Source organism: Acinetobacter sp. XS-4 (assembly GCF_023920705.1).
Classification (GTDB): Bacteria; Pseudomonadota; Gammaproteobacteria; order Pseudomonadales; family Moraxellaceae; genus Acinetobacter.
Window position 1 is genome coordinate 3,640,088 of the sequence record NZ_CP094657.1, and the last position, 22,613, is coordinate 3,662,700.

Annotated in this window: 18 protein-coding genes; 12 read left to right on the top strand and 6 right to left on the bottom strand. The window is 40.0% G+C overall.

The window, feature by feature from the left end; genetic code table 11:
- Positions 1-154: 154 nt before the first annotated feature.
- Positions 155-784, bottom strand: a complete 630-nt coding sequence (gene eda, locus MMY79_RS16870; RefSeq protein WP_252610421.1) for a bifunctional 4-hydroxy-2-oxoglutarate aldolase/2-dehydro-3-deoxy-phosphogluconate aldolase — start codon at positions 782-784, stop codon at positions 155-157.
- Between the two features lie 20 nt (positions 785-804).
- A complete protein-coding gene (gene edd, locus MMY79_RS16875) occupies positions 805-2,658 on the bottom strand; it encodes a phosphogluconate dehydratase (RefSeq protein ID WP_252610422.1) in 1,854 nt (617 codons plus the stop codon).
- Between the two features lie 661 nt (positions 2,659-3,319).
- Here edd and MMY79_RS16880 point away from each other — a divergent pair.
- The 5 genes from MMY79_RS16880 to MMY79_RS16900 all read left to right on the top strand — a co-directional run bounded on the left by MMY79_RS16880 (position 3,320) and on the right by MMY79_RS16900 (position 9,263).
- On the top strand, positions 3,320-3,439 hold the full coding sequence (locus tag MMY79_RS16880; protein WP_080645608.1) for a hypothetical protein: 120 nt from the start codon (positions 3,320-3,322) through the stop codon (positions 3,437-3,439).
- Positions 3,421-4,623: an acetate kinase gene (locus tag MMY79_RS16885; protein ID WP_252610424.1), complete on the top strand. Its 1,203-nt coding sequence runs from the start codon at positions 3,421-3,423 to the stop codon at positions 4,621-4,623. Before MMY79_RS16880 ends, MMY79_RS16885 begins: the two co-directional genes overlap by 19 nt.
- A 41-nt stretch (positions 4,624-4,664) precedes the next feature.
- Positions 4,665-6,809: a phosphate acetyltransferase gene (gene pta / locus MMY79_RS16890; protein WP_252610426.1), complete on the top strand. Its 2,145-nt coding sequence runs from the start codon at positions 4,665-4,667 to the stop codon at positions 6,807-6,809.
- Between the two features lie 230 nt (positions 6,810-7,039).
- On the top strand, positions 7,040-8,566 hold the full coding sequence (locus tag MMY79_RS16895) for a fumarate hydratase (protein ID WP_016139315.1): 1,527 nt from the start codon (positions 7,040-7,042) through the stop codon (positions 8,564-8,566).
- A gap of 142 nt (positions 8,567-8,708) precedes the next feature.
- Positions 8,709-9,263 (top strand): DUF2059 domain-containing protein, encoded by a 555-nt coding sequence (locus MMY79_RS16900; RefSeq protein ID WP_252610428.1) that lies wholly within the window; start codon positions 8,709-8,711, stop codon positions 9,261-9,263.
- 24 nt (positions 9,264-9,287) lie between these two features.
- Here the strand turns inward: MMY79_RS16900 and MMY79_RS16905 are convergent, their stop codons facing one another.
- The 4 genes from MMY79_RS16905 to tig form a co-directional block, all read right to left on the bottom strand.
- The gene (locus MMY79_RS16905) at positions 9,288-10,004 is read right to left on the bottom strand and encodes a DUF2846 domain-containing protein (RefSeq protein ID WP_252610430.1); all 717 of its coding nucleotides are present in this window, start codon (positions 10,002-10,004) and stop codon (positions 9,288-9,290) included.
- 152 nt (positions 10,005-10,156) lie between these two features.
- Positions 10,157-11,470: an ATP-dependent Clp protease ATP-binding subunit ClpX gene (gene clpX, locus MMY79_RS16910; RefSeq protein ID WP_252610432.1), complete on the bottom strand. Its 1,314-nt coding sequence runs from the start codon at positions 11,468-11,470 to the stop codon at positions 10,157-10,159.
- A gap of 105 nt (positions 11,471-11,575) precedes the next feature.
- Complete coding sequence (clpP, locus tag MMY79_RS16915; RefSeq protein ID WP_003654845.1) at positions 11,576-12,181, bottom strand: ATP-dependent Clp endopeptidase proteolytic subunit ClpP; 606 nt, start codon at positions 12,179-12,181, stop codon at positions 11,576-11,578.
- A gap of 193 nt (positions 12,182-12,374) precedes the next feature.
- The gene (gene tig / locus MMY79_RS16920; RefSeq protein ID WP_252610434.1) at positions 12,375-13,709 is read right to left on the bottom strand and encodes a trigger factor; all 1,335 of its coding nucleotides are present in this window, start codon (positions 13,707-13,709) and stop codon (positions 12,375-12,377) included.
- 414 nt (positions 13,710-14,123) lie between these two features.
- Between tig and MMY79_RS16925 the strand changes: the two genes are divergently transcribed.
- The 7 genes from MMY79_RS16925 to rdgB all read left to right on the top strand — a co-directional run bounded on the left by MMY79_RS16925 (position 14,124) and on the right by rdgB (position 22,564).
- Complete coding sequence (locus MMY79_RS16925; RefSeq protein WP_252610436.1) at positions 14,124-16,397, top strand: TonB-dependent siderophore receptor; 2,274 nt, start codon at positions 14,124-14,126, stop codon at positions 16,395-16,397.
- Positions 16,398-16,503: 106 nt separating this feature from the next.
- Positions 16,504-17,187: a Fe2+-dependent dioxygenase gene (locus tag MMY79_RS16930; RefSeq protein WP_252610438.1), complete on the top strand. Its 684-nt coding sequence runs from the start codon at positions 16,504-16,506 to the stop codon at positions 17,185-17,187.
- 458 nt (positions 17,188-17,645) lie between these two features.
- Positions 17,646-19,343, top strand: coding sequence for a 2-isopropylmalate synthase (gene leuA / locus MMY79_RS16935; RefSeq protein ID WP_252610441.1), 1,698 nt, complete (start codon positions 17,646-17,648; stop codon positions 19,341-19,343).
- An 82-nt stretch (positions 19,344-19,425) separates the two neighbouring features.
- On the top strand, positions 19,426-20,586 hold the full coding sequence (locus MMY79_RS16940; protein WP_252610443.1) for a homoserine O-acetyltransferase: 1,161 nt from the start codon (positions 19,426-19,428) through the stop codon (positions 20,584-20,586).
- Positions 20,586-21,179 (top strand): methionine biosynthesis protein MetW, encoded by a 594-nt coding sequence (gene metW / locus MMY79_RS16945; RefSeq protein ID WP_001217230.1) that lies wholly within the window; start codon positions 20,586-20,588, stop codon positions 21,177-21,179. The genes MMY79_RS16940 and metW overlap by 1 nt, the downstream gene beginning before the upstream one ends.
- Entirely contained in the window at positions 21,176-21,763 is a 588-nt protein-coding gene (locus MMY79_RS16950; RefSeq protein WP_016801941.1) for a tetratricopeptide repeat protein, read from the top strand. The genes metW and MMY79_RS16950 overlap by 4 nt, the downstream gene beginning before the upstream one ends.
- 174 nt (positions 21,764-21,937) lie before the next feature.
- Positions 21,938-22,564 carry an RdgB/HAM1 family non-canonical purine NTP pyrophosphatase gene (rdgB, locus tag MMY79_RS16955; RefSeq protein ID WP_013198994.1) on the top strand — a complete coding sequence of 209 codons (627 nt, stop codon included), beginning with the start codon at positions 21,938-21,940 and terminating at the stop codon, positions 22,562-22,564.
- The last annotated feature ends 49 nt before the right edge of the window (positions 22,565-22,613 follow it).

Below are 22,613 nucleotides of genomic sequence, written 5' to 3' on the forward strand. Positions count from 1 at the left end.
CACACTGCCCAAACAAAGGTCTTCAACCACAGTAATTCCTACTGTTAAGACACTAAATTTTTTATATTTAGGTGTGACCAGCACAAACTGGCCACCTCAATACAGCCTTAAAGCACATAGAATGCACTTCATTTTTTATAAATATTGACTACATTTACAATGCTCTCAACTGACTCGCAATTTGCGCTAAGCGAGTAATTTCAGCCCAATCTTGTGTAGCTACAACAGATTTAGGTGTTAGCCATGACCCACCCACACAAACTACGTTTGGTTGCTTTAAGAAATCAGGCGCTGACTCTGCCGTAATTCCACCAGTCGGGCAAAAACGTAAGTTTGGAAATGGACCATAAAATGCTTTTAGCATTTCAACTCCACCTGCCTGTTGAGCTGGAAAGAACTTCACAATCTCATAACCTAACTCAATCGCCTGAATCAGATCACTTGGTGTCATCACACCCGGTAATAAAGGTAAGCCAGCATCTTGTGCAGCTAAATGCAAATCTTTAGTCAAACCAGGAGATACACCAAATTGAGCACCTGCTTTTTTGGCTTGAGCACAATGTTCTGGCTTGGTAATCGTTCCCACACCTACCACAATGTCATCAGCCAATTGGCTAGCACGCTCAATAGCAGCAAGACCCGCAGCCGTACGCAATGTAATCTCAAGGACTTTTACACCACCTGCATGTAAAGCACGTGATACATCTTCACCTTGCTCGGCAGAATCAAATGCCAACACTGGAATGACTGGGCCTAATTTGACGATATCTTCAATTTTAATCATTATTTTTCAGTTCCTTTGACTCAAATCTGCTCTGGTGAAGTTTCACCAACCAATGCACCAAATACAGATGCTCCATGTTCAGCTGGCGCAGCAGCAGCACGGAAAACACCAAATAATTCACGGCCAAAGCCAACTTCGTTTTCTGCCTGATGTTCTGGCTGTGCAACAGGACGCGACTGCCAAGTCTGTTCATCTATTTCAACATCGAGTACGCCAGCCTCAGCATCAATAATCAACATATCGCCTGTTTGAACTTTAGCAATCGGCCCATTTAGTAAGGCTTCTGGAGATAAATGAATCACCGCAGGAACTTTACCTGAAGCACCAGACATACGACCATCAGTGACTAATGCCACATGAAAACCTTGGTCTTGTAAAACACCCAACACAGGAGTTAAGCGATGCAATTCAGGCATACCGTTAGCACGAGCACCTTGGAAACGAACAACCGCAATAAAGTCTCGGTGTAACTCACCGCGATCAAATGCAGCTTGTACTGCTTCTTGAGAATCAAACACAATTGCCGGAGCTTTAACTTTACGATGTTCTGGCGCAACAGCAGAAATCTTGATGACACCACGGCCAAGGCGACCCTGCATTAAACGCAAGCCGCCATCTGGTTGAAATGGCTCGTCAATGCTACGTAGAACCTTGTCATCAAGGCTTTGAACCACGCCGTCAACCCAAGTGAGCTTGCCATCAATCAGTTTTGGTTCTTTGGTGTAATGCTGTAAACCTTTACCAGCCACTGTCGTTACATCGTTATGCAACAAACCAGCTTCAAGTAAGTTACGAATGAGGAAAGCCACCCCACCCGCAGCTTGGAAATGGTTTACATCGGCCTTACCATTTGGATAGATTTTTGCGAGTAATGGAACAACAGCCGACAACTCATCGAAGTCATCCCAGTCAATCAAGATGCCAGCAGCGCGAGCAATCGCAATTAAATGCAAAGTATGATTGGTTGAACCACCTGTAGCGAGCAATGCCACAATACCGTTTATAATTGCTTTTTCATCGACAACATGACCAATCGGTGTGTAGTTTCCGCGCTCAACTGTTAAATCAAGTACACGAATCGCAGCTTCTGCAGTAAGTGCATCACGTAATGGTGTGTGAGGATGAACAAATGCAGCGCTTGGTAAATGCAAACCCATCACTTCCATTAGCATCTGGTTACTGTTGGCTGTACCGTAAAAAGTACAAGTCCCTTGTCCGTGATAAGCAGCTGACTCAGCTTCTAGCAAAGCATCTCGTCCAACCTGACCCGTTGCAAATTGTTGACGAATTTTGGCTTTCTCATCATTAGATAAGCCACTACTCATTGGGCCAGCTGGCACAAAAATAGTAGGTAAATAGCCAAACTGCAAAGCGCCAATCAGCAATCCCGGTACAATCTTGTCACAAACACCCAGACATAAAGCTGCGTCAAACATGTTATGAGACAATGCAATCGCTGTGCTCATTGCAATCGTTTCACGAGAAAACAATGACAGTTCCATACCAGCATTACCTTGGGTAATACCGTCACACATTGCAGGTACACCGCCAGCAAACTGTGCTACTCCCCCATTTTCACGAGCGGCTGTTTTAATTAAATCTGGAAATGTTTTATAAGGAGCATGAGCCGACAACATTTCGTTATATGACGACACAATGCCAATATTTGGTTCACGACCTACTTTAATAATTAATTTTTCATTGTCATCCATGCTGGCAAAACCATGAGCCAGATTGGCGCATGAAAGTGCCCCACGAGCAGGAAATTTGCCTTGTGCATGTTCAATACGTTGTAAATATGCAGAACGAGTTTTTTGACTACGGGCGATTACACGCTCGGTCACTTTTGCCAATATTGGATTCGGCAAGTCCATGCTGGACGCTCCTGTACAACCGGATAAGCCGGAAAAGAAAAATAGACCAAATGATATATTTTTTATGATCATTTGAAAAAAGGATGAACAATATTATTCAGGCAAAAAGCGACATGCAACCCCAGCCAATGCTGCTGTAATGGCCTCAGTACAAGCTTTAAAGACATAACGAGTTTATATTTTAGACAAAAAACTTATTTAATATTTAGGTATATTTACAGCTAAACCAAATCTCAAAAATACGGTAAATTTATTGTAAATCAACATAATAAAATATATTTAATAATATATAAATGATGAGCTTTTCATTCTAATTTTTAGTACTTATAAATCCATATTAGGTTCTTTTTTAACGCCCTTCATACCATCAAAACTTAATTTCAATTACGTATATTATTTGTAATATATGCTTAAAATTTAACTTAAAGAACCAGCTCACTTATTCAATATAAGGATCGGCTTTCTGCATTTAAAATGAATATTTGGTTCAGGTTTTATTTTTCATAAATATATACAAAAAAACCCGTTTCTATGCGCATAAAAAAACAAGGAATACAGTGGTTAAGCTTTATACTGGACAAATATTAGTGACAAATAATTTGATGGTCGATAGTGCTTAAGTCTAATGGGCTAAAGTCTATCTTGGACAGAAAAACAACACATGTTAAAACAGGACAACCCGTTCAATCTGTATCGAAAAATAATACATCTTGAACAGGAAGTTAGGGAAACTATTTTAAATCAGGACTTGGGTATTTCAACGTGGCTATATCAGTATTAGTTATCAATTGCGGCTCTTCATCTATTAAATACGCGCTGGTTTCAGAGCGTCGTGAAGACCGTATTTACGGTTTAGCAGAAAACTTAGGGGCAGCTGACGCTCGTATTAAGGGAGTTACAGTTGGTGGTGAACCACTGGAACTTTCAATTCCTTATGCTGACCATGCCAAAGCTTTAGAAACTTTACTTGCACGTCTTGCCAACTACAAACCGCAAGCAATCGGACATCGTGTTGTACACGGCGGCAGTTTAACCAAAGCAGAATTACTCACTCCTGAAATTATTGAACGTATTCGTGCGGCAACACCCCTGGCTCCGCTTCATAACCCCGCACATTTAATTGGTATTGACGCAACCGTACGCCTATTTCCTGAATTACCTCAAGTTGCCGTATTTGATACTGCATTCCATCAAACCATGCCAGCGCATGCATATCGCTATGCAATTCCTAAGTTTTTATATACTGACCACAACGTCCGCCGTTATGGCTTCCATGGTACAAGCCACGCCTATGTATCTGACAAAGCAAGTGAGCTCGCAGGTAACCTGAAAAAAGGTGGATGGTTAACAGCACATCTAGGAAACGGCAGCTCAACTTGCGCAGTATGGAATGGACAAAGTGTTGATACCTCTATGGGCCTTACTCCGCTTGAAGGTGTGGTAATGGGGACGCGTAGTGGTGACGTCGACCCAAGTCTACATAGCTTCCTGGCTAAAAATCTTGGTTGGGACTTGGCTAAAATTGATAAAGTTTTAAATAACGAAAGTGGCTTACTAGGCTTATCGCAATTATCTAATGACATGCGTACAGTGATTGAAGCTGCTGAAAATGGCAATGAAGATGCTTGTCTTGCAATTGAAGTGTTTAGCTATCGCCTAGCAAAATCACTTGCTGCATTAAGCTGTGGCTTACCAACTTTGGATGGCTTAATCTTTACTGGTGGTATTGGCGAAAACTCAGCTTATATTCGTGAAAAAACCTTAGCGTATTTACCTCATTTTGGTTTACAGCTTGATAAAGATCAAAACAATAACTTAAAACGTGGCACTGAAGGCCGAATCGATAATGGAAATGGTCCTCAAATTTGGGTCATTCCAACAGATGAAGAAGGCCGTATTGCCAAAGAAACTCGTCAAGTTGTAGAAGCGGCAGAAAATGCAGCATCTGTAGCAAGCCTTGCTTAATTAGAGCTCAGCGAAAACTCGATATTTATTTATAGGTTTATATGAATACAATTTTATTGATTCCTACAGGCGAAGGGGTTGGCTTAACCTCTGCCTGCTTAGGCATGATTTACGCACTTGATTGTAACGGGATTAAAGCAGGCTTTTTAAAACCATTTTCTCAAGAAGACCAAGAGCATCTTGACCGAACCACTTCATTATTTGGTCATCTATTTCAAAGTAAAACTGTTCAATCTATTTCGCATGAAAAATTAACTCAGCTTATTGCCGCTGGGGAAGTAGATGAATTACTTGAAGAAGCTGTTAGTCTTCACCGTAGCGTTGCAGCAGACCATGATGTCATTATTGTGGAGGGCTTATTACCTAACGGACAAGACCACTTCGCCAGTGAACTCAATGCAAGTCTTGCTCAAGCGCTTGATGCAGAAGTCGTATTGGTCAGTACAGCAGATATTCAAAACCCGAAAAAAGCCGCAGAAAAAGTAGATGCTCATTTACGTCAATTTGGCGGCGCAGCTTCAAATCGTACTGCTGGCGTACTCTTTATGCGTACCCGTGGATTAACTGAAGAAACAGCACAAATTCCTGTTGCGTTTGATCCATCGTTACGACCGACTGAAGAAATCGCAAAATTTACAACCGAACTGCAAAAATATAATCGTTATTTCGGTTCCAGCGATTTACCAATCATTGGTTTAGTCCCATTTAGTAACACGCTAAGCGTACCGAGAACTCTCGATATTGCAAATGTCATTGATGGGCAATGGGTACATCAAGGTGAAGCGAAAACACGTCGTATTTTGCATTCGAGTTTAATTGCGTCAAGCATTGAATATGAACTAAACAAGTTCATTGCAGGCGAATTGATTATTAGCGCGTCTGAGCGTACCGATGTTTTACTCGCAAGTAGTTTAGCAACCAGCAATGGTATTCCTCTAGCAGGTTTAGTACTTACAGAACGAGAAGCGCCGGCACCAGAGCTTTTAGAGTTTTGTCAAAGTGCGATTAAACAAGGGTTGCCGATTTTACACACCCGTTTAAACACACTTGAAACTGCTCAGCGTTTATCTAATTTTGGCAATGAAATTCCAACAGATGATACTGAACGTGCCGAGCAAGTAACCCGTTTTGTTTCAAGTCATATTGATGTCGAATGGCTTAAGCAGCACAGCAACAATGCTGCTACCCCTCGCCTGTCACCATCGGCTTTCCGTCACGAACTGGTACAAAAATCGATTGCAGCAAAAAAACGGATTGTACTGCCTGAAGGTGATGAACCACGCACGATTCAAGCTGCGGCAATTTGTCAGGCACGCGGTATTGCTGACTGTATTTTGCTGGCTAAACCAGATGTAGTACAGGATGTTGCAAAAGCTCGTGGTATTGAATTACCTGCTGAATTAGCAATTGTTGACCCTGATAGTATTCGTGACCAATACGTTGCATCAATGGTTGAGCTACGTAAAGGTAAACTCAACGAGCTTCAAGCAAAAGAACAGCTTCAAGATACTGTTGTACTTGGCACCATGATGCTAGCTTTAGACGAAGTCGATGGCTTAGTTTCAGGTGCTGTACACACCACGGCAAATACGGTTCGCCCAGCATTTCAGCTCATCAAAACAGCCCCTGATTATTCACTGGTTTCATCTATATTCTTTATGCTTTTACCAGATGAAGTCTATGTCTACGGTGACTGTGCAATTAACCCAGACCCAACAGCAGAACAACTTGCTGAAATTGCAATTCAGTCTGCTGATTCAGCGAAAGCATTTGGAATTGACCCGCGTATTGCCATGATCAGCTATTCAACTGGTACTTCTGGAACAGGTGCAGATGTTGAAAAAGTACAGCAAGCAACTCAAATTGCTCAACAACGTCGCCCTGACTTACTGATTGATGGCCCACTTCAATACGATGCAGCTTCAGTTGAAAGTGTGGGACGTCAAAAAGCACCAGACTCACGTGTTGCTGGTCGTGCAAATGTATTTATTTTCCCAGATTTAAATACGGGTAATACCACTTACAAAGCGGTACAGCGTGCTGCAAATGTTGTAAGTGTAGGACCAATGCTGCAAGGTCTAAACAAACCAGTTAATGACTTGTCTCGAGGTGCATTGGTAGATGACATCGTCTTTACTATTGCGTTAACAGCAATTCAGGCCGAGCAGCAAGCCGCTGCCAAATAATTAATATAATTTTATCCAGTTCTACCTCTCGCCATTTGATGTCCGCTCAAATGGCTTTTTTTATTTTAGTCACTCAAAAATAAATAATTTTCCAATTTCTGACGTTTAAATCACTTCAATATCTTCTTATGCGACTTTCGGTCAAAAGATCAACCAATCTCCCACAACACTGTATTTTTGTCATATAATTTAGCCCGCTAGCTAACAGCCCGCTCAAGAGATTTTCTGGTATGACAACGATTATCAAACAAGATGACTTGATTACATCGATCAAGGACGCCCTACAGTTTATTTCGTACTATCACCCGCAAGACTTTATCCAAGCGATGAGCCGTGCTTATGATCGCGAAGAAAACCAAGCTGCAAAGGATGCAATTGCACAGATTCTAATTAACTCTCGCATGTGTGCGGAAGGTCATCGTCCAATTTGCCAAGACACTGGTATTGTTAACGTTTTCCTTGAAGTGGGCTTAGATGTTAAATTTGATTTAACAATGAGCTTAGACGATGCAGTAAATGAAGGTGTTCGCCAAGGTTACCTTGAAAACAGCAACGTTCTTCGCGCATCTGTACTTGCAGATCCAGCATTTGGTCGCAAAAATACAAAAGATAATACCCCTGCTGTAATTCACTACAAACTCGTTCCGGGTAACAAAGTAGATATTACTGTTGCTGCTAAAGGTGGCGGTTCAGAAAACAAATCTAAACTTGCGATGCTTAACCCATCTGACTCGATTGTTGACTGGGTACTTAAAACTGTTCCAACTATGGGTGCAGGCTGGTGTCCTCCAGGTATGCTCGGTATTGGTATTGGTGGTACTGCTGAAAAAGCCATGATGCTTGCTAAAGAAGCGCTCATGGAAGAAATTAACATGGACGAATTACTTCGCCGTGGACCAGAGAACAAAATCGAAGAACTTCGTATCGAAATCTTTGAAAAAGTAAACGCACTTGGTATTGGTGCTCAAGGTCTTGGCGGTTTAACGACTGTTCTTGATATTAAAATTAAAGATTACCCATGTCATGCTGCTGGTAAACCAGTAGGTATGATTCCTAACTGTGCTGCAACTCGTCACGCTCACTTCCAGCTTGATGGTTCAGGTGTAGCTCATATTCATGCACCAAAACTTGAAGATTACCCATCTGTAACTTGGGATTCTTCAAAATCTAAACGCGTAAACCTTGATACCATTACTCAAGAAGAAATGGATTCTTGGAAACCAGGTGATACATTACTTCTTAGCGGAACAATGTACACAGGTCGTGATGCTGCTCACAAACGTATGGTTGAAATGATCGACAATGGTGAAGAATTACCAGTTGATCTTAAGGGTAAGTTTATTTACTACGTAGGCCCTGTTGATCCAGTGGGTGATGAAGTCGTTGGTCCTGCGGGTCCTACAACTGCAACACGTATGGATAAATTCACACGTAAAGTATTAGAACATACTGGTCTATTCGGTATGATCGGTAAAGCTGACCGTGGTCCTACAGCAATTGAAGCAATCAAAGACAACAAAGCAACTTATTTAATGGCAGTTGGTGGTGCGGCTTACCTCGTATCTAAAGCTGTTCGCGAAGCTGAAGTTGTTGCGTTTGCAGACTTAGGTATGGAAGCAATCTACAAATTCGTAGTTGAAGATATGCCTGTTTCTGTTGCAGTTGATGTAAACGGTACATCAATTCATGCCATTGCTCCAAAAATCTGGCAAGCAAAAATTGGAAAAATTCCAGTAGTCGACGCTGCGGCAGGCTAATCAAGAAAAGCACCGAATTCGGTGCTTTTTTTATGCATTCTTTTTTTATTTTAAAATCTGAAAAGAATTGTAACAATTACTTCTTCAATCTGTGCTATTAATAAATGCACTCTCTCGCCATATATTGAATATAGGTCATTTCATGACTATTCGCCCTATTCTTAAAAATCTTTCAATCAGCCTCTGCTTAAGCTGTATTACGACAAGTTTATTTGCTTCTCCTGCCAAATTAAGTTCCGTCAAAGAACTCATGCAAATGAGCCAAATTGATTACCTACTTAAAGAATCAATTAATGAATTAACGCCTTACTATGATCAACAGGCAGAACAGATTGTTAGTAATATCACAGGCATCAAAACTTTAGGTCCAAAAGAAAAAGAGGCCGCGAAAAAGTTAGGTTTACTCTTAAAAGATTCGAGCAATCAACTCATTAGCAATCCTAAAACCACCCAAGCCTTACAAGATATTTACTTAAAGACATATTCTGAAGAAGAAATTCAGGCAAATTTGAAGTTTTTAAAAACCCCAGAAGGCCAATCAATTACACGTAAAAACGTACAGATTATGGGGCAAATTTCAGAATATATGATGGAGTTGGGACAACAAACCTTTAATGACCCTAAAGCAAGGGATCATATGCAAGAAGAGATGCTTAAAATTCTTGCCCCACTCATGAAAGATAAAGAAAAGTCTTAACTTTTCTTTATCTTTTGTAGGCCATTACCAAGTTAAAGGATTCCATAATTTAAATGGCTTAATCAGATGTACATCTGACTTTTCATCATATTTGGCTGGCTTTAATTCTTGTGGTTTATGACGTATTTTTCCTGAAGCATCTTCAGCGACAAAGTTGTAGCTAGAAGATTTCAACTCTGTAAATGCAATTTCTCTACGTCCAATATTATCTTGCATTAACATAAATGGGCCAGTGTGTTCACCACGGTCCATTTTGTTCTCTTCATCATATTTCAAATAATAAGACGTTCCAGCCTCAACAGTGATATCCATATATTTCGGTTCTTGAAAATGAATACCCAGTAAAGGGCGGCTCGCAGAAAGACGATAAGTCCCTGCTGGTAATTCAATCCAGTAATAATGATTATGTAGTAGGCTCGGAATGCGCTTGCCATTCACAAAAAGGTTAATCGCAGCGATTTCCTGACGATTCCATTTCGTGTCTGGTCGATAAAGATAAACTACCGCAGCTTGTGCATTTTGTGGCTTGACTGGAGCAAAGGTCTGTCCCAACTTTTGATTGACCCAACCACCTACAGCAAAACCACCCACATGATATTGATCAAATAAACCTGGTTCTTTTTCAACATCAAATTTAGGTAAGGTTGCTGTCAATTCACCCGTATTTTTTTCTAAATGAGATGAACTTTGACAGCCCACAAACAGTCCGGCACAGCACAAAGATACGATTAAATAACGCATGGCATCCCTCAAAGCGTTTTGTTTTTGATTTATTTTTTACAACGCAAAACTATGCGTATTTTGTATTTTTAAGATTAACACCACGCACATAAATTGAAAACAAAAAAAGCATGAATCACTAGCGCGATTCATGCTTTTTAGATGAATGAAATCTATGCAGACTTCGAATCAATAACCTTTAAATCTGCCTTAGCAACACTTTCATGCGTTACAGCTTCTTTAGGTTGACGCTCTGCTTTATAAACAGGTTCTGCTTCACCATTAATTACCGCCTCATTAATGATGACTGTTCCCACATCATTACGGCTTGGTAAATCGTACATGGTTTCAAGCAGTACGTTTTCCATAATAGAACGTAGACCACGCGCACCCGTATTACGTTCAAGTGCTTTCTTCGCAATAGCACGCAATGCAGAATCTTCAAAGATCAGATCAACATTTTCCATAGTGAAAAGATATTGATACTGGCGAGTTAATGCATTTTTTGGCTCAGTCAAAATTTGCATTAATGCTTCTTCATCCAACTCTTCAAGTGTCGCAATCACTGGTAAACGACCAATGAACTCTGGAATTAAACCAAATTTCACTAAGTCGGTTGGCTCAACCTGACGGAACAATTCAGCAAGTTTTTTGGTTTCATCTTTGTTTTTAACATCAGCTGTAAAACCAATACCGCCTTTCTCTTGACGCTGCTGTACAATTTTTTCCAAACCAGAAAATGCACCACCACAAATAAACAAGATATTCGAAGTGTCAATTTGGATAAACTCTTGCTGCGGATGCTTACGTCCACCTTGCGGAGGAATAGAAGCCACTGTACCTTCAATCATTTTTAACAATGCTTGCTGTACGCCTTCACCAGAAACATCACGCGTAATTGACGGGTTTTCAGATTTACGAGTAATCTTGTCAATTTCGTCAATATAGATAATACCCTTCTGAGCTTTCTCTACATCGTAGTCCGCTTTTTGCAAAAGTTTTTGTACAATATTTTCAACATCTTCGCCCACATAACCAGCTTCGGTTAATGTCGTTGCATCTGCCATTGCAAATGGAACGTCTAAAAGGCGAGCCAATGTTTGCGCAAGTAAAGTTTTACCCGAACCTGTAGGTCCAATCAGTAGAATGTTACTTTTAGCAATTTCTACTTCTTTAGACACATGGCCATTATGACCAACTTTTAGGCGTTTATAATGGTTATAAACCGCAACAGATAACGTCTTTTTGGCAAGATCTTGACCAATTACATATTGATCAAGCGCAGCACGTATTTCATGTGGTTTTGGCAATGCCTTACTCGCCCAGTCCCCTGCTTCAACCTGTTGGCTGGTTTGTACAAGGTCTAAGCAGACATCCACACATTCATTACAAATATATGCGTCCTCACCTGCAATCAGTTTCCCGACTTCAGACTGCGTTTTACCGCAAAATGAACAATGTTTTTGTCCTTGAGGATGTTCGGACATATTCACTCCACAAATAGAATCTTAAATATTAGGGCAAGATGCACTGCATAAATAACTAAATGGAGATCTTTTTCAACATCTCAAGTTATTTATATAAGAAGGTCCTTATGGACGCTTACTTAACACCTGATCAACCAAACCATATTCTTTAGCAGACTGTGCTGTCATAAAGTTATCACGGTCGGTATCACGAGCAACTGTTTCGTAGTCTTGACCACTGTGCTCTGCCATTAAGCGGTTTAAACGTTCTTTAATAAATAGAATTTCACGCGCATGAATTTCAATATCTGATGCTTGACCACGGAAACCACCCAATGGTTGGTGAATCATGACACGGGCATTTTCTAAACAATAGCGTTTGCCTTTAGCACCAGCATTTAACAAGAATGCACCCATTGAAGCAGCTTGGCCCATACAATATGTCACGACATCAGGTTTAATAAACTGCATCGTGTCATAAATAGCCATGCCCGCTGTCACAGATCCACCTGGAGAGTTGATATAAAGGTGGATATCTTTATCAGGGTTTTCAGCTTCTAAAAACAACATTTGGGCAACAATTAGATTTGCCATGTTGTCTTCAACTTCACCTGTTAAAAAAATGACGCGCTCACGTAAAAGTCGTGAATAAATATCAAAAGAACGTTCGCCGCGAGAAGATTGTTCAACCACAACAGGAACTAAAGCATTTTCAATTGTTGGAACATACATACGTTATTTATTCCTAAATTTTTTGTGACTTAACCTATGGCAACAATATGCGGGATAATTTCTCAAATTGCAAAAGGTTCGCACTGAAATATTATATTATTTATACCTAAGTACTTAATGTCGCACTCAAATTAACCACATATTCAAAAACAAAAAAGGCGCCTAAAGCGCCTTTTTCTGACTTCTTAAAAGATTAGCCCATACGGCGAGCTTGTTGTTCTTTTAACAAATCATCATAAGATACAGCTTTGTCAGTCACTTTAGCAGCAGCTAAGATGTGATCAACAACTTGATCTTCTAATACAACTGCTTCGATTTGAGCACGTTGTTGAGCATCATTTTTGAAGTATTCAATCACTTCAGTTGGATCTTCGTAAGAAGAAGCCATGTCGTCGATGTAAGCATCAACGCGAGTTTGATCAACTTCAAGTTTAGCATCAGCTAAAACTTTGCTCACCAATACGCCAAGCTTAACAGAACGCTCTGCTTGCTCTTTGAACAATTCGTCAGGAAGCATGCTCTTGTCAAAAGATTGTGCGCCTGCACCACCAAACTGTTGAGTGAATTGTTGAACCATTTGTTGACGTTGACGGTCAATTTCTTGAGCAACCATTGCAGTTGGAACTTCAACTTCGTTCGCAGCAACAAGTGCATCAAAAGCAGCTTGTTTAACTTGGTTACGTAAACCATTGCGAACTTCACGTTCCATATTCTTGCGAACGTCAGCTTTTAATTTCTCAACGCCTTCTTCTTCAGTTACACCGAAGATTTTCAAGAATTCAGCATCAATTTCTGGAAGTTTTGATTTTTCAACTTGCTTCACAGTGATTTTGAACTGAGCTGCTTTACCAGCCAAGTTTTCAGCTTGGTAGTCTTCAGGGAAAGTAACGTCAATTACTTTCTCTTCACCAGCTTTCATGCCAACGATGCCGTCTTCAAAACCAGGAATCATACGGCCTGCACCTAATACGAGTTTAAAGTCTTCAGCAGAACCGCCTTCAAACTTTTCACCGTCGATAGTGCCTTCAAAGTCAAAAGTCACTTGCATGTCTTTTTTCGCCATGCCCTTGGTAACAGCCCAAGTTTGACGTTGCTTTTGCAAGTTTTCGATCATAGCATCAACGTCAGCATCTTTAATTTCAGCTGTTTTACGTTCAACTTCTAAACCGTCGAATGCTTGTACTGCAACTTCTGGATAAACTTCTACAGTCGCTTCAAAAACTAAAGCATCTTCTTTATGTTCAACTTTATCAATGTTCGGCATACCTACCGCATTGATTTTTTCTTGTTGAATTGCTTCAAAAACGCTATCACGAATGATGTCATTTACAACTTCTTGATAAATGCCTGCACCATATTCGCGGCGAACAACGTTTTCAGGTACTTTACCTGGACGGAAGCCGTTGATCTTCACAGTTTTGGCAGTGCGTTTCAAACGAGCTTCAAATTGCTCGTTAATACGGCTCGTCGGTACAGAAACATTTAAACGACGGGCAACGCCCGAAACCGCTTCAGTCGTTACTTGCATGGCTTCCTCGATAAAAATTAGTGAGTAGGAACAGTTTTTTTAAAAGTGCTGTATTATATGACAACTTTCAAGATATACAAAATTAACCGACCACTTCATTTAAGTTATGGTCGTTATTGTCGTAAATTTCACAGTAATTTTATGATTCTTTAAATATTTTTCATAAAGCCTTAAGTAAAACTAATTTTTTAGTTATTCTTTATAAATCTAAAATTACAATCAAAAACTAAATTTAATCGCTTTTACAAACAATTACTAAGAATCAGTAGATTAGCTACATAAAAGCACAATTTACTATTCAATCATTCACTTTGTCTTCACAATTCAATTGACAAATCCAATTAACACAAACTGTACATATAAATAAGAATTATTATTATTCGCATAACCTTTTAGTTTTAGAGTCCTGAAGTCATGTCTTTGATTAGAACACGTAAAAAAATAGTTTCATCTGCGATAGCTTCATCGTTATCAATGATTGCAACAACAGCCATGGCACAAGAAGCAATTTCACAATTACCAACGATTCATACTCAAGCGACTCAAGAAGAATCTTTAAAAGTAGATCAGTCAGCAAATTCTAAATTCGTGGCTCCCCTCAAAGACACACCAAAATCAGTCTCTATTCTTTCTCAAAAATTAATTAAAGATACAAACTCTAATACCCTACTCGAAGCTTTACGCTACGAACCAGGCATTACTTTAGGTGCGGGTGAAGGCGGTACACCGTTTACAGATATGCCTTACATTCGCGGTTATAGTGCTCAATCATCTGTCTATGTTGATGGTGTTCGTAATTCTACTTCTCAAAATCGCGATATGTTTGCCATCGAACAAGTGGAAGTGATTAAAGGCTCTTCTTCTGCTCTTGGCGGTGGCGGCGGTGTAGGCGGAAGTATTAATTTAATCCCTAAAGTTGCTCATGAAGGTGACGTTTACCAAGGTAGCGTTCAAGGTGGTACTGACAACTATCGTCATATCCAACTCGATGCGAACAAAGACTTTGGTAATGGAATTGCTGGTCGTGTTGTTGTTATGGGCCATGAAAATGAAAAAGCTGGTGCAAATAATGGTGCTGAATATGCTCGTGCCGGTATTGCATCAAGTCTTGCATTTGGTCTCGATAGCGCAACTCGTGGAACACTGAGCTACTACTATTTACGTAGTAATGATGAACCAGATGCAGGCATTCCATTTCTTCCTGTTGGTGGAAAACCAATTGACGTAAAACAAGGCACCTATTATGGCTGGAAAGAGCGTGATTTTGATAAGCGTGAAAACCACATTGGTACATTTAAATTAGAGCAAGATCTTGCTGATGATTTAACTTTGTCAAATACGATGTCATATACAAAATCTAAATCAGATTACATCTATACAAACGCAGATGACTCAAAAGGTAATGTAACCAAAAATGGTACTATTGTTCGTCGTGCTTTAAGTCGTATTGTAGATACTGATGCATATAGTGACCAGCTTGCGTTAAAAGGGAAATTTAATACCGGCTCACTTAAGCACTCTTTCAATACAGGTGCTGAGTGGAGCTATCAAGAATCAAGCCAAGGTGTTTACACTTTTACAGATGGCTCTGGTACAACCTCAACTGTACACAATACAAGCTGCCCTGCGAGCAGTGCTCTTTCGAATGGTTGGTGTACATCAGTAAATAATCCAATGAATGGAGCATTTACCGATACTTTAGGTAGCATCACCAATCAATATACAACCCGCAGTCGTACTGTTTCTTTATATGCTTTAGATAGCATCGAATTTAACCCTCAATGGCTTTTAAATTTGGGCGTACGTTGGGATAAATTTGAAACTGAACGTAAATATAATAAAAACATTTATAAAACAGTGGGTGGAGCTAACGGCAATTACTCAAATGATGTAAGCATTGCAGCTGGTCAGAAATTTGAAAACGACAGTGATTATTTCTCTTATCAAGCTGGTCTAGTCTATAAACCAACTGAAAATGGAAGTATCTATGCAAGCTTTGCAACTTCTGCTAACCCAGTTGGTGTAGACCAAGGTGACGGCGCAGATGCACTCTCTACATCTTCACAACAAGCAAATGATTTAGACCCAGAAAAAGCACGTACTTTCGAAATAGGCACAAAATGGGACCTATTTAATAACCGTGCAAACTTAACTGCTGCAATCTTCCGCACAGAGAAGCAAAATACTCGTATCGCTATAGACGCCAACACTTCAACTAATGCGGGCGAAAGCAAAGTTGACGGCTTTGAAGTTGGTTTCAACGGTAAAGTGACTGATAAGTGGGAAGTTTCAGCTGGTTATAGCTATTTAGACAGCGAACTTACAAAAGCGGCTTACAACGCAGTTGCTCAAGAAGGTAAACCTCTTCCTTTTGTAGCTAAAAATAGCGCAACATTGTGGTCAACTTATAGAATCTTGCCTAAATTAACAGTTGGTGCAGGTGCAGAGTATCGTGACAAAGTGTTCACTAATACAAACACGGGTACAACAATGCTTGAAGACAAGTATTTACCAACCTATACCATATACAATGCTATGGCTAAATACGACGTTAACAAGAACGTAAACTTACAGCTTAACATTAACAATATCTCTGATAAGCGCTACTTCACAAGTGCTCACCCTGCTCACTACGCGTTTGAAGGTGTTGGCCGCAATGCTGTCTTAGCGATTAACTTTAAGTACTAAGTTTTAATTCCATAATTTATTTATGGTGTTAATTAAAGTTCATATAAAATAGCCTCGTCACGAGGCTATTTTTACAAATGAAGTATCTATTTAAAAGGTGTTTGCTGTGATTCATCATATCCCCAATGTTTTAAACAAAGAGCAAGTTGCCGAGTTTCGTAAACTCATGGAAGGAGCCAATTGGGTAGGTGGAAAAGTGACTGCTGGCACCTTATCTGCTTCTGTTAAAAGAAATCAGCAACTCTCTGAACAAGACCCGCTCACTCATCATTTAAGTGATATTGTCATTAAAGCAATTTGGCAAAATCCAGTATTTCAGGCTGCCGCCCTTCCCCACAAAATTATTCCACCGCTTTTTAATCGTTATGATGAACATGAAAGCTTCGGTTTTCACGTGGACAACTCAATTCGTCTTATCCGTGGGACTTCTGAGCAGCTCCGTACCGATTTATCTTGTACACTATTTTTAAGTGAGCCTGATGAATATGAAGGTGGTGATCTGGTTATTGAAGATACTTATGGTTATCACGAAGTTAAATTACCCGCAGGTGATGTCGTGCTCTACCCTTCGACTAGCCTTCATGAAGTCAGTAGTATTACGTCTGGTACTCGTTTCGCTTCTTTTTTCTGGGTGCAAAGTTTGGTACGTGACGATAGTAAACGCCATCTTTTATTTAACTTAGATGAAAGTATTCGGGAATTGCGTAAAGCACACGGCGACAACTATTCAGAAGTCATGAAACTCACCAATATTTATCATAATTTAATTCGAATGTGGTCAGAGTTATAACTACATTTATTTTTGCCTTATTGAGATCATGTAATTTCTTTTACCTTAATTTGGCAAAAACATGAAAATTATTTTCTCAAAAATATAAAACTGCGCAAAATTAGAAAATTATTTTCTAATTTCTGAGATTAAAATTACTATAAGAATTTTGCACAAGGTGTAATCGTTGTTTAGATGTGATATATCTAAATGATAAACATACCAGCAAACCATCAAACTTATTATTTCACGGTCTAGAGATGAAAACGAACTACTTGTTTGCCCAGCCTACTCAAGCAAGACATCATCCGCAACTCCTGATGCTGCGCCAAGCGCGCGTATAAAAATTTTGTCTGCTTTCTAAAGCAGTACTTTGTAATTCCCTTTAATTTTTCTGAATTAGATACCATATATTAAGTAGAGACGTTGCCTTTTAAATATATCCAGAGCAACTGCGCTACGAGACAAGGAGTTTTCTCATGATGTTGGCTGACCCAAGCAAAAAATACCGCCGTATGTACCAACGAGTGGATTTACCAGATCGCCAATGGCCAAATAACGAAATTACAAAAGCGCCAATCTGGATGAGCACCGATTTACGTGACGGCAACCAAGCAATTTTTGAACCAATGGACATGGAACAAAAATTCAAAATGTTCAAAATGCTTGTAAAAATCGGTTTCAAACATATTGAAATCGGCTTCCCTTCTGCATCTCAAATCGACTTCGATTTTACGCGCTTGTTGATTGAAGAAAATCACATTCCCGATGACGTATATATTGAGGTTTTGGTTCAAGCACGTGATCATTTAATTGAACGTACTTTTGAATCTTTGGCAGGTGCTAAACGTGCAATTGTGCATATTTATAACTCTAACTCTCCAACCTTCCGTCAAAAGGTGTTGAATGTAGATGTTAATGGCGCAAAACAGTTAGCAATTAATGCGGCTCAAAAAGTTAAAGAATATGCGGCGCAATATCCTCAAACGGACTGGATTTTCCAGTACAGCCCAGAGTGTTTCTCTGCAACTGAATTAGAGGTCGCTAAAGATGTCTGTGATGCCGTCACAGAAATTTGGGATGCTCGTCCAGACCATAAAGTGATTTTAAACTTACCCGCGACTGTAGAAGTTTCTACACCAAATGTTTATGCAGACCAAATTGAATGGATGCATCGTAATTTGGCGCGTCGTGATGGTGTGATCATTTCTGTTCACTGTCACAATGACCGTGGCTGTGGTATTGCAGCATCGGAACTTGCCATTATGGCGGGTGCTGACCGTGTTGAAGGCTGTGTGTTCGGTAATGGTGAACGTACAGGTAACGTTGACGTTGCTGCTATTGCATTGAACATGTACACCCAAGGGGTAGCGCCAGAGTTAGATTTCTCTAACATTAATGAAGTGATTGCGACGGTTGAAGAATGTACTGGCTTACCTGTACACCCTCGTCATCCATATGCAGGCGACTTGGTATTTACTGCATTCTCTGGTTCACATCAGGATGCAATCAAAAAAGGCTTCGAGTACCAGAAAAACGAAGAAATCTGGGATATGCCTTACTTACCAATCGACCCGAAAGATTTGGGTCGCGACTACGATGCAGTTATTCGTGTAAATAGTCAATCTGGTAAAGGCGGTATCGCTTACTTATTAGAAGCGAACTACAACGTTGTATTGCCTCGCCGTTTACAAATCGAATTCAGCCAGGTTGTTCAACAATATGCTGATGATAATGGTACTGAAATTAATGCAAAAGAAATCTGGACATTATTTAAAGACACTTACGTTGATGTGAAAAACCAACATTACACAGTCAAAAACTACAGATTGTCTGATATTAATGGCACTCAAATCATCGAACTTGATGTTGATGTCGAAGGTGAAACACAACAGCTTCGCGGTGAAGGTAACGGACCAATCTCTGCATTTTTAAATGCACTTCAATTACCAATTGATGTATTGAACTATGAAGAACGTAGTATTAGTTCAGGTGCAAATGCGAAAGCATTAACATTGATCGAACTTCAAGTCAAAGGTACAGGTAAAGGTTCATTTGGTGCAGGTGTTCATGACAATACAGTCACCTCATCGATTGAAGCAATTATTGCATGTACTAACCGTTTGATTGATCAAGGCGTTTTAAGTACAGATCAGGTGGTTGCCGCCGCTGTTTAATTAAAAAAACTCTTTTGAAAGGATACCTAGCTTGGTATCCTTTCTTTTTATTCCTGAAAGATTTAAAAGGCGAAATGTTCCCGTGTCTTTTCCAGCTGATTCAGTGGGGTTAGTCACTCCGCAAAAGTTCCAATTTGAAGAGCCATTACATCTTGAATGTGGTCGTGTTTTGCCACGTTTTGAATTAATGGTTGAAACTTACGGCACTTTAAATGCAGATAAATCAAATGCCATTTTAATCTGTCATGCTCTTTCCGGACATCATCACGCAGCGGGTTATCACCATGAGGATGATAAAAAAGCTGGCTGGTGGGATGGCTGTATTGGCCCGGGTAAGGCAATCGACACGAATAAGTTCTTTGTAGTTTCGCTCAATAATATTGGTGGATGTAGCGGCTCAACTGGCCCAACGTCACCAAATCCTGAAAATGATAATCGCCCTTATGGACCGGATTTCCCGTTAGTAACGGTACGCGACTGGGTCAAAACTCAAGCCATGCTTTCTGACCTTTTAGGTGTAGATACTTGGTATGCAGTTGTGGGTGGATCATTAGGGGGCATGCAAGCACTACAATGGTCAGTGGACTATCCTGACCGCTTACAAAAGTGTGTGATTATTGCCAGCGCGCCAAAGCTTTCAGCACAAAATATTGCATTTAATGAGGTTGCTCGTCAGTCGATCTTGTCTGATCCAGACTTCCATCATGGTCGTTATTTAGAAAATGATAGCTACCCGAAACGTGGCCTGATTTTGGCTCGTATGGTCGGTCATATCACCTATCTTTCAGAAGAAGCCATGAAACAAAAATTTGGCCGTGATTTAAAATCTGGCAAATTTATGTATGGTTTTGATGTCGAGTTCCAAGTCGAAAGCTATCTTCGTTATCAAGGTGAACAGTTTAGCCGTAACTTTGATGCCAATACTTATCTCATCATGACCAAAGCTTTGGATTATTTTGACCCATCACGTGAATACAATCATTCGTTAACGGAAGCGATGGGTAAAACCAAATGTCAGTTCCTGATTGTCTCTTTTACAACAGATTGGCGTTTTGCCCCTAGTCGCTCTCAAGAAATTGTAGATGCGCTTATTACTAATCATAAGCCAGTCAGTTACCTCGATATTGATGCTGAGCAAGGCCATGACTCGTTCTTATTCCCTATTCCACTGTATGTCAAAACCATGCGCGCTTTCTTAGGCGGTGAAGAACACTTAAAATCGACATCACTGGAGGCAAGTTAATGCGTATTGATCAACAACTGGCAGAAAAGTGGATTAAACCTGGCTCAAGCGTACTTGATTTAGGGTGTGGTGATGGTGAATTACTCGCTCATATGAGCCAAAAGCATCAAATTCGTGCTTATGGTTTAGAAATTGATCAAGAAAAGATTGCAATTGCCGTCAGTCGCGGGTTAAATATTATTCAACAAGATTTGAATCTCGGTTTGAGCCGTTTTGCTGACCAGTCTTTTGACTATGTGGTTATGGCACAGGCTTTGCAAGCCGTAGATGCACCGGATGTTTTATTAAGAGACATGGTGCGTGTGGGTAAACAGGCAATTATTACTTTTCCAAACTTTGCGCATTGGAAGACTCGTTCTTTTCTTGCATTAAAAGGGATGATGCCTGTATCGGATGCTTTACCATATATGTGGTATAACACCCCCAATATTCATCTATGTACATTTAAAGATTTCGAAGCACTTTGTGCGGAAAATCAGATACAAATTATTAATCGACTCGCCGTCAATGGAAACCAGCAGGGAAGCCTGTTAAGCAAACATGTTCCAAATTTGTTTGGTGAAGTCGCTATTTATCGAGTGAGTGCACTATGAAAAAGACATTATTTAGCACACTATTTGCAGGACTGCTAAGTATGCAGGCTCATGCAGATTATATCGCCCAGCCACAATCGGTTGCGAGTCAGGCTGCACGCTTTTCAACAATGGGGGTTAATGACCTTCAGAAAGCTGCAAAAGCTGGTCAAGCAGGCGCGCAATTTTACCTTGGTACACACTACCAGTATGGTAAAGATGTAGAAAAAGATGAGAAACAAGCTTTCACATGGTTTAAAGCAGCAGCTGATCAAGGTTTATCACCAGCTCAATTAAACGTAGGCCGTATGTACGCCGACGGTATTGGTGTTAGAAAAGATGAGTCTATGGCTCGTAAATACTTTGAAAAAGCAGCAAGCAATGGTGATAACCGTGCAAGCTACAACCTTGCGATGATGGAAGAGCAAAAGAAAAACTACGTTGGTGCTTACCAGTGGTATGAGCTTTCAACTCGTGATGGCATGCTCGACAATAAAGTGATTAGCCTATCAGAAGGTAAGAAAACTGCTCTAGCAGCGAATTTAACTCAAGAACAAATCCGTACAGCACGTGACCGTGCAGACAAATGGATTCAAGCACAATAATAACGGTTCATCCGTAAAAAACCTTACTCGACTAAAACCACCTTGTATGCTCTACAAGGTGGTTTTAGTTTAGGTTGTCCCATTTTATATTCTATTTATTTACCTCTATATCCCCTCTTAAAAAACACGTAACATAACTTACGTTCGATATTAGCTATAAAGTTTGGTTTTATTATGTCTACCCCACATTGGTTCGATCAGGGCAGTTTAGTTCTTGCCAGCAATAACAAAGGTAAAGTCGCTGAGTTTGAAAAACTTTTTGAACAACTTAAGTTACCTGTAGAAATTATTCCTCAAGGTCGCCTTAATATTCCTGATGCAATTGAAGATGGTTTAAGCTTTATTGAAAATGCCATTATTAAAGCTCGTCATGCCTCTAAAATTTCAGGTAAACCTGCTATGGCTGATGACTCAGGCATTTGTGTTCCTGTCTTAGATGGTGCACCTGGTATTTATTCAGCACGCTATGCTGGAGAACATGGTGACGATGCAGCGAATAATGCAAAATTATTAAATGATCTTTTACCATTTCGTAAAAATGGTGAAGTGATTGAAGGCATGTTCGTATGTGTACTTGCTTTAGTAACGCATGCTGAAGATCCTTTGCCACAAATTTTCCAAGGCATCTGGCATGGCGAAATTTTAGAAGCTGCACGTGGCGAAAATGGCTTTGGCTATGACCCACTGTTCTGGTTACCTGAGTTACAAGTTTCTAGCGCTGAACTGTCTAAAGAAGACAAGAATAAGATTAGTCATCGTGGACAAGCGATGCAGTTATTTAGAGAGAGCTTGCAGAAGTAAAACTTTATATCGGTTTTAGTTTAACTTTAAAGCCATTTGCTATCGTGCT

Coding starts and splice junctions, on each gene's coding strand:
- eda (WP_252610421.1), bottom strand. CDS start 784: ATGATTAAAATTGAAGATATCGTCAAATTAGGCCCAGTCATTCCAGTG.
- edd (WP_252610422.1), bottom strand. CDS start 2,658: ATGGACTTGCCGAATCCAATATTGGCAAAAGTGACCGAGCGTGTAATC.
- MMY79_RS16880 (WP_080645608.1), top strand. CDS start 3,320: ATGTTAAAACAGGACAACCCGTTCAATCTGTATCGAAAAATAATACAT.
- pta (WP_252610426.1), top strand. CDS start 4,665: ATGAATACAATTTTATTGATTCCTACAGGCGAAGGGGTTGGCTTAACC.
- MMY79_RS16895 (WP_016139315.1), top strand. CDS start 7,040: ATGACAACGATTATCAAACAAGATGACTTGATTACATCGATCAAGGAC.
- MMY79_RS16900 (WP_252610428.1), top strand. CDS start 8,709: ATGACTATTCGCCCTATTCTTAAAAATCTTTCAATCAGCCTCTGCTTA.
- MMY79_RS16905 (WP_252610430.1), bottom strand. CDS start 10,004: ATGCGTTATTTAATCGTATCTTTGTGCTGTGCCGGACTGTTTGTGGGC.
- clpX (WP_252610432.1), bottom strand. CDS start 11,470: ATGTCCGAACATCCTCAAGGACAAAAACATTGTTCATTTTGCGGTAAA.
- clpP (WP_003654845.1), bottom strand. CDS start 12,181: ATGTATGTTCCAACAATTGAAAATGCTTTAGTTCCTGTTGTGGTTGAA.
- tig (WP_252610434.1), bottom strand. CDS start 13,709: ATGCAAGTAACGACTGAAGCGGTTTCGGGCGTTGCCCGTCGTTTAAAT.
- MMY79_RS16925 (WP_252610436.1), top strand. CDS start 14,124: ATGTCTTTGATTAGAACACGTAAAAAAATAGTTTCATCTGCGATAGCT.
- leuA (WP_252610441.1), top strand. CDS start 17,646: ATGATGTTGGCTGACCCAAGCAAAAAATACCGCCGTATGTACCAACGA.
- metW (WP_001217230.1), top strand. CDS start 20,586: ATGCGTATTGATCAACAACTGGCAGAAAAGTGGATTAAACCTGGCTCA.
- MMY79_RS16950 (WP_016801941.1), top strand. CDS start 21,176: ATGAAAAAGACATTATTTAGCACACTATTTGCAGGACTGCTAAGTATG.
- rdgB (WP_013198994.1), top strand. CDS start 21,938: ATGTCTACCCCACATTGGTTCGATCAGGGCAGTTTAGTTCTTGCCAGC.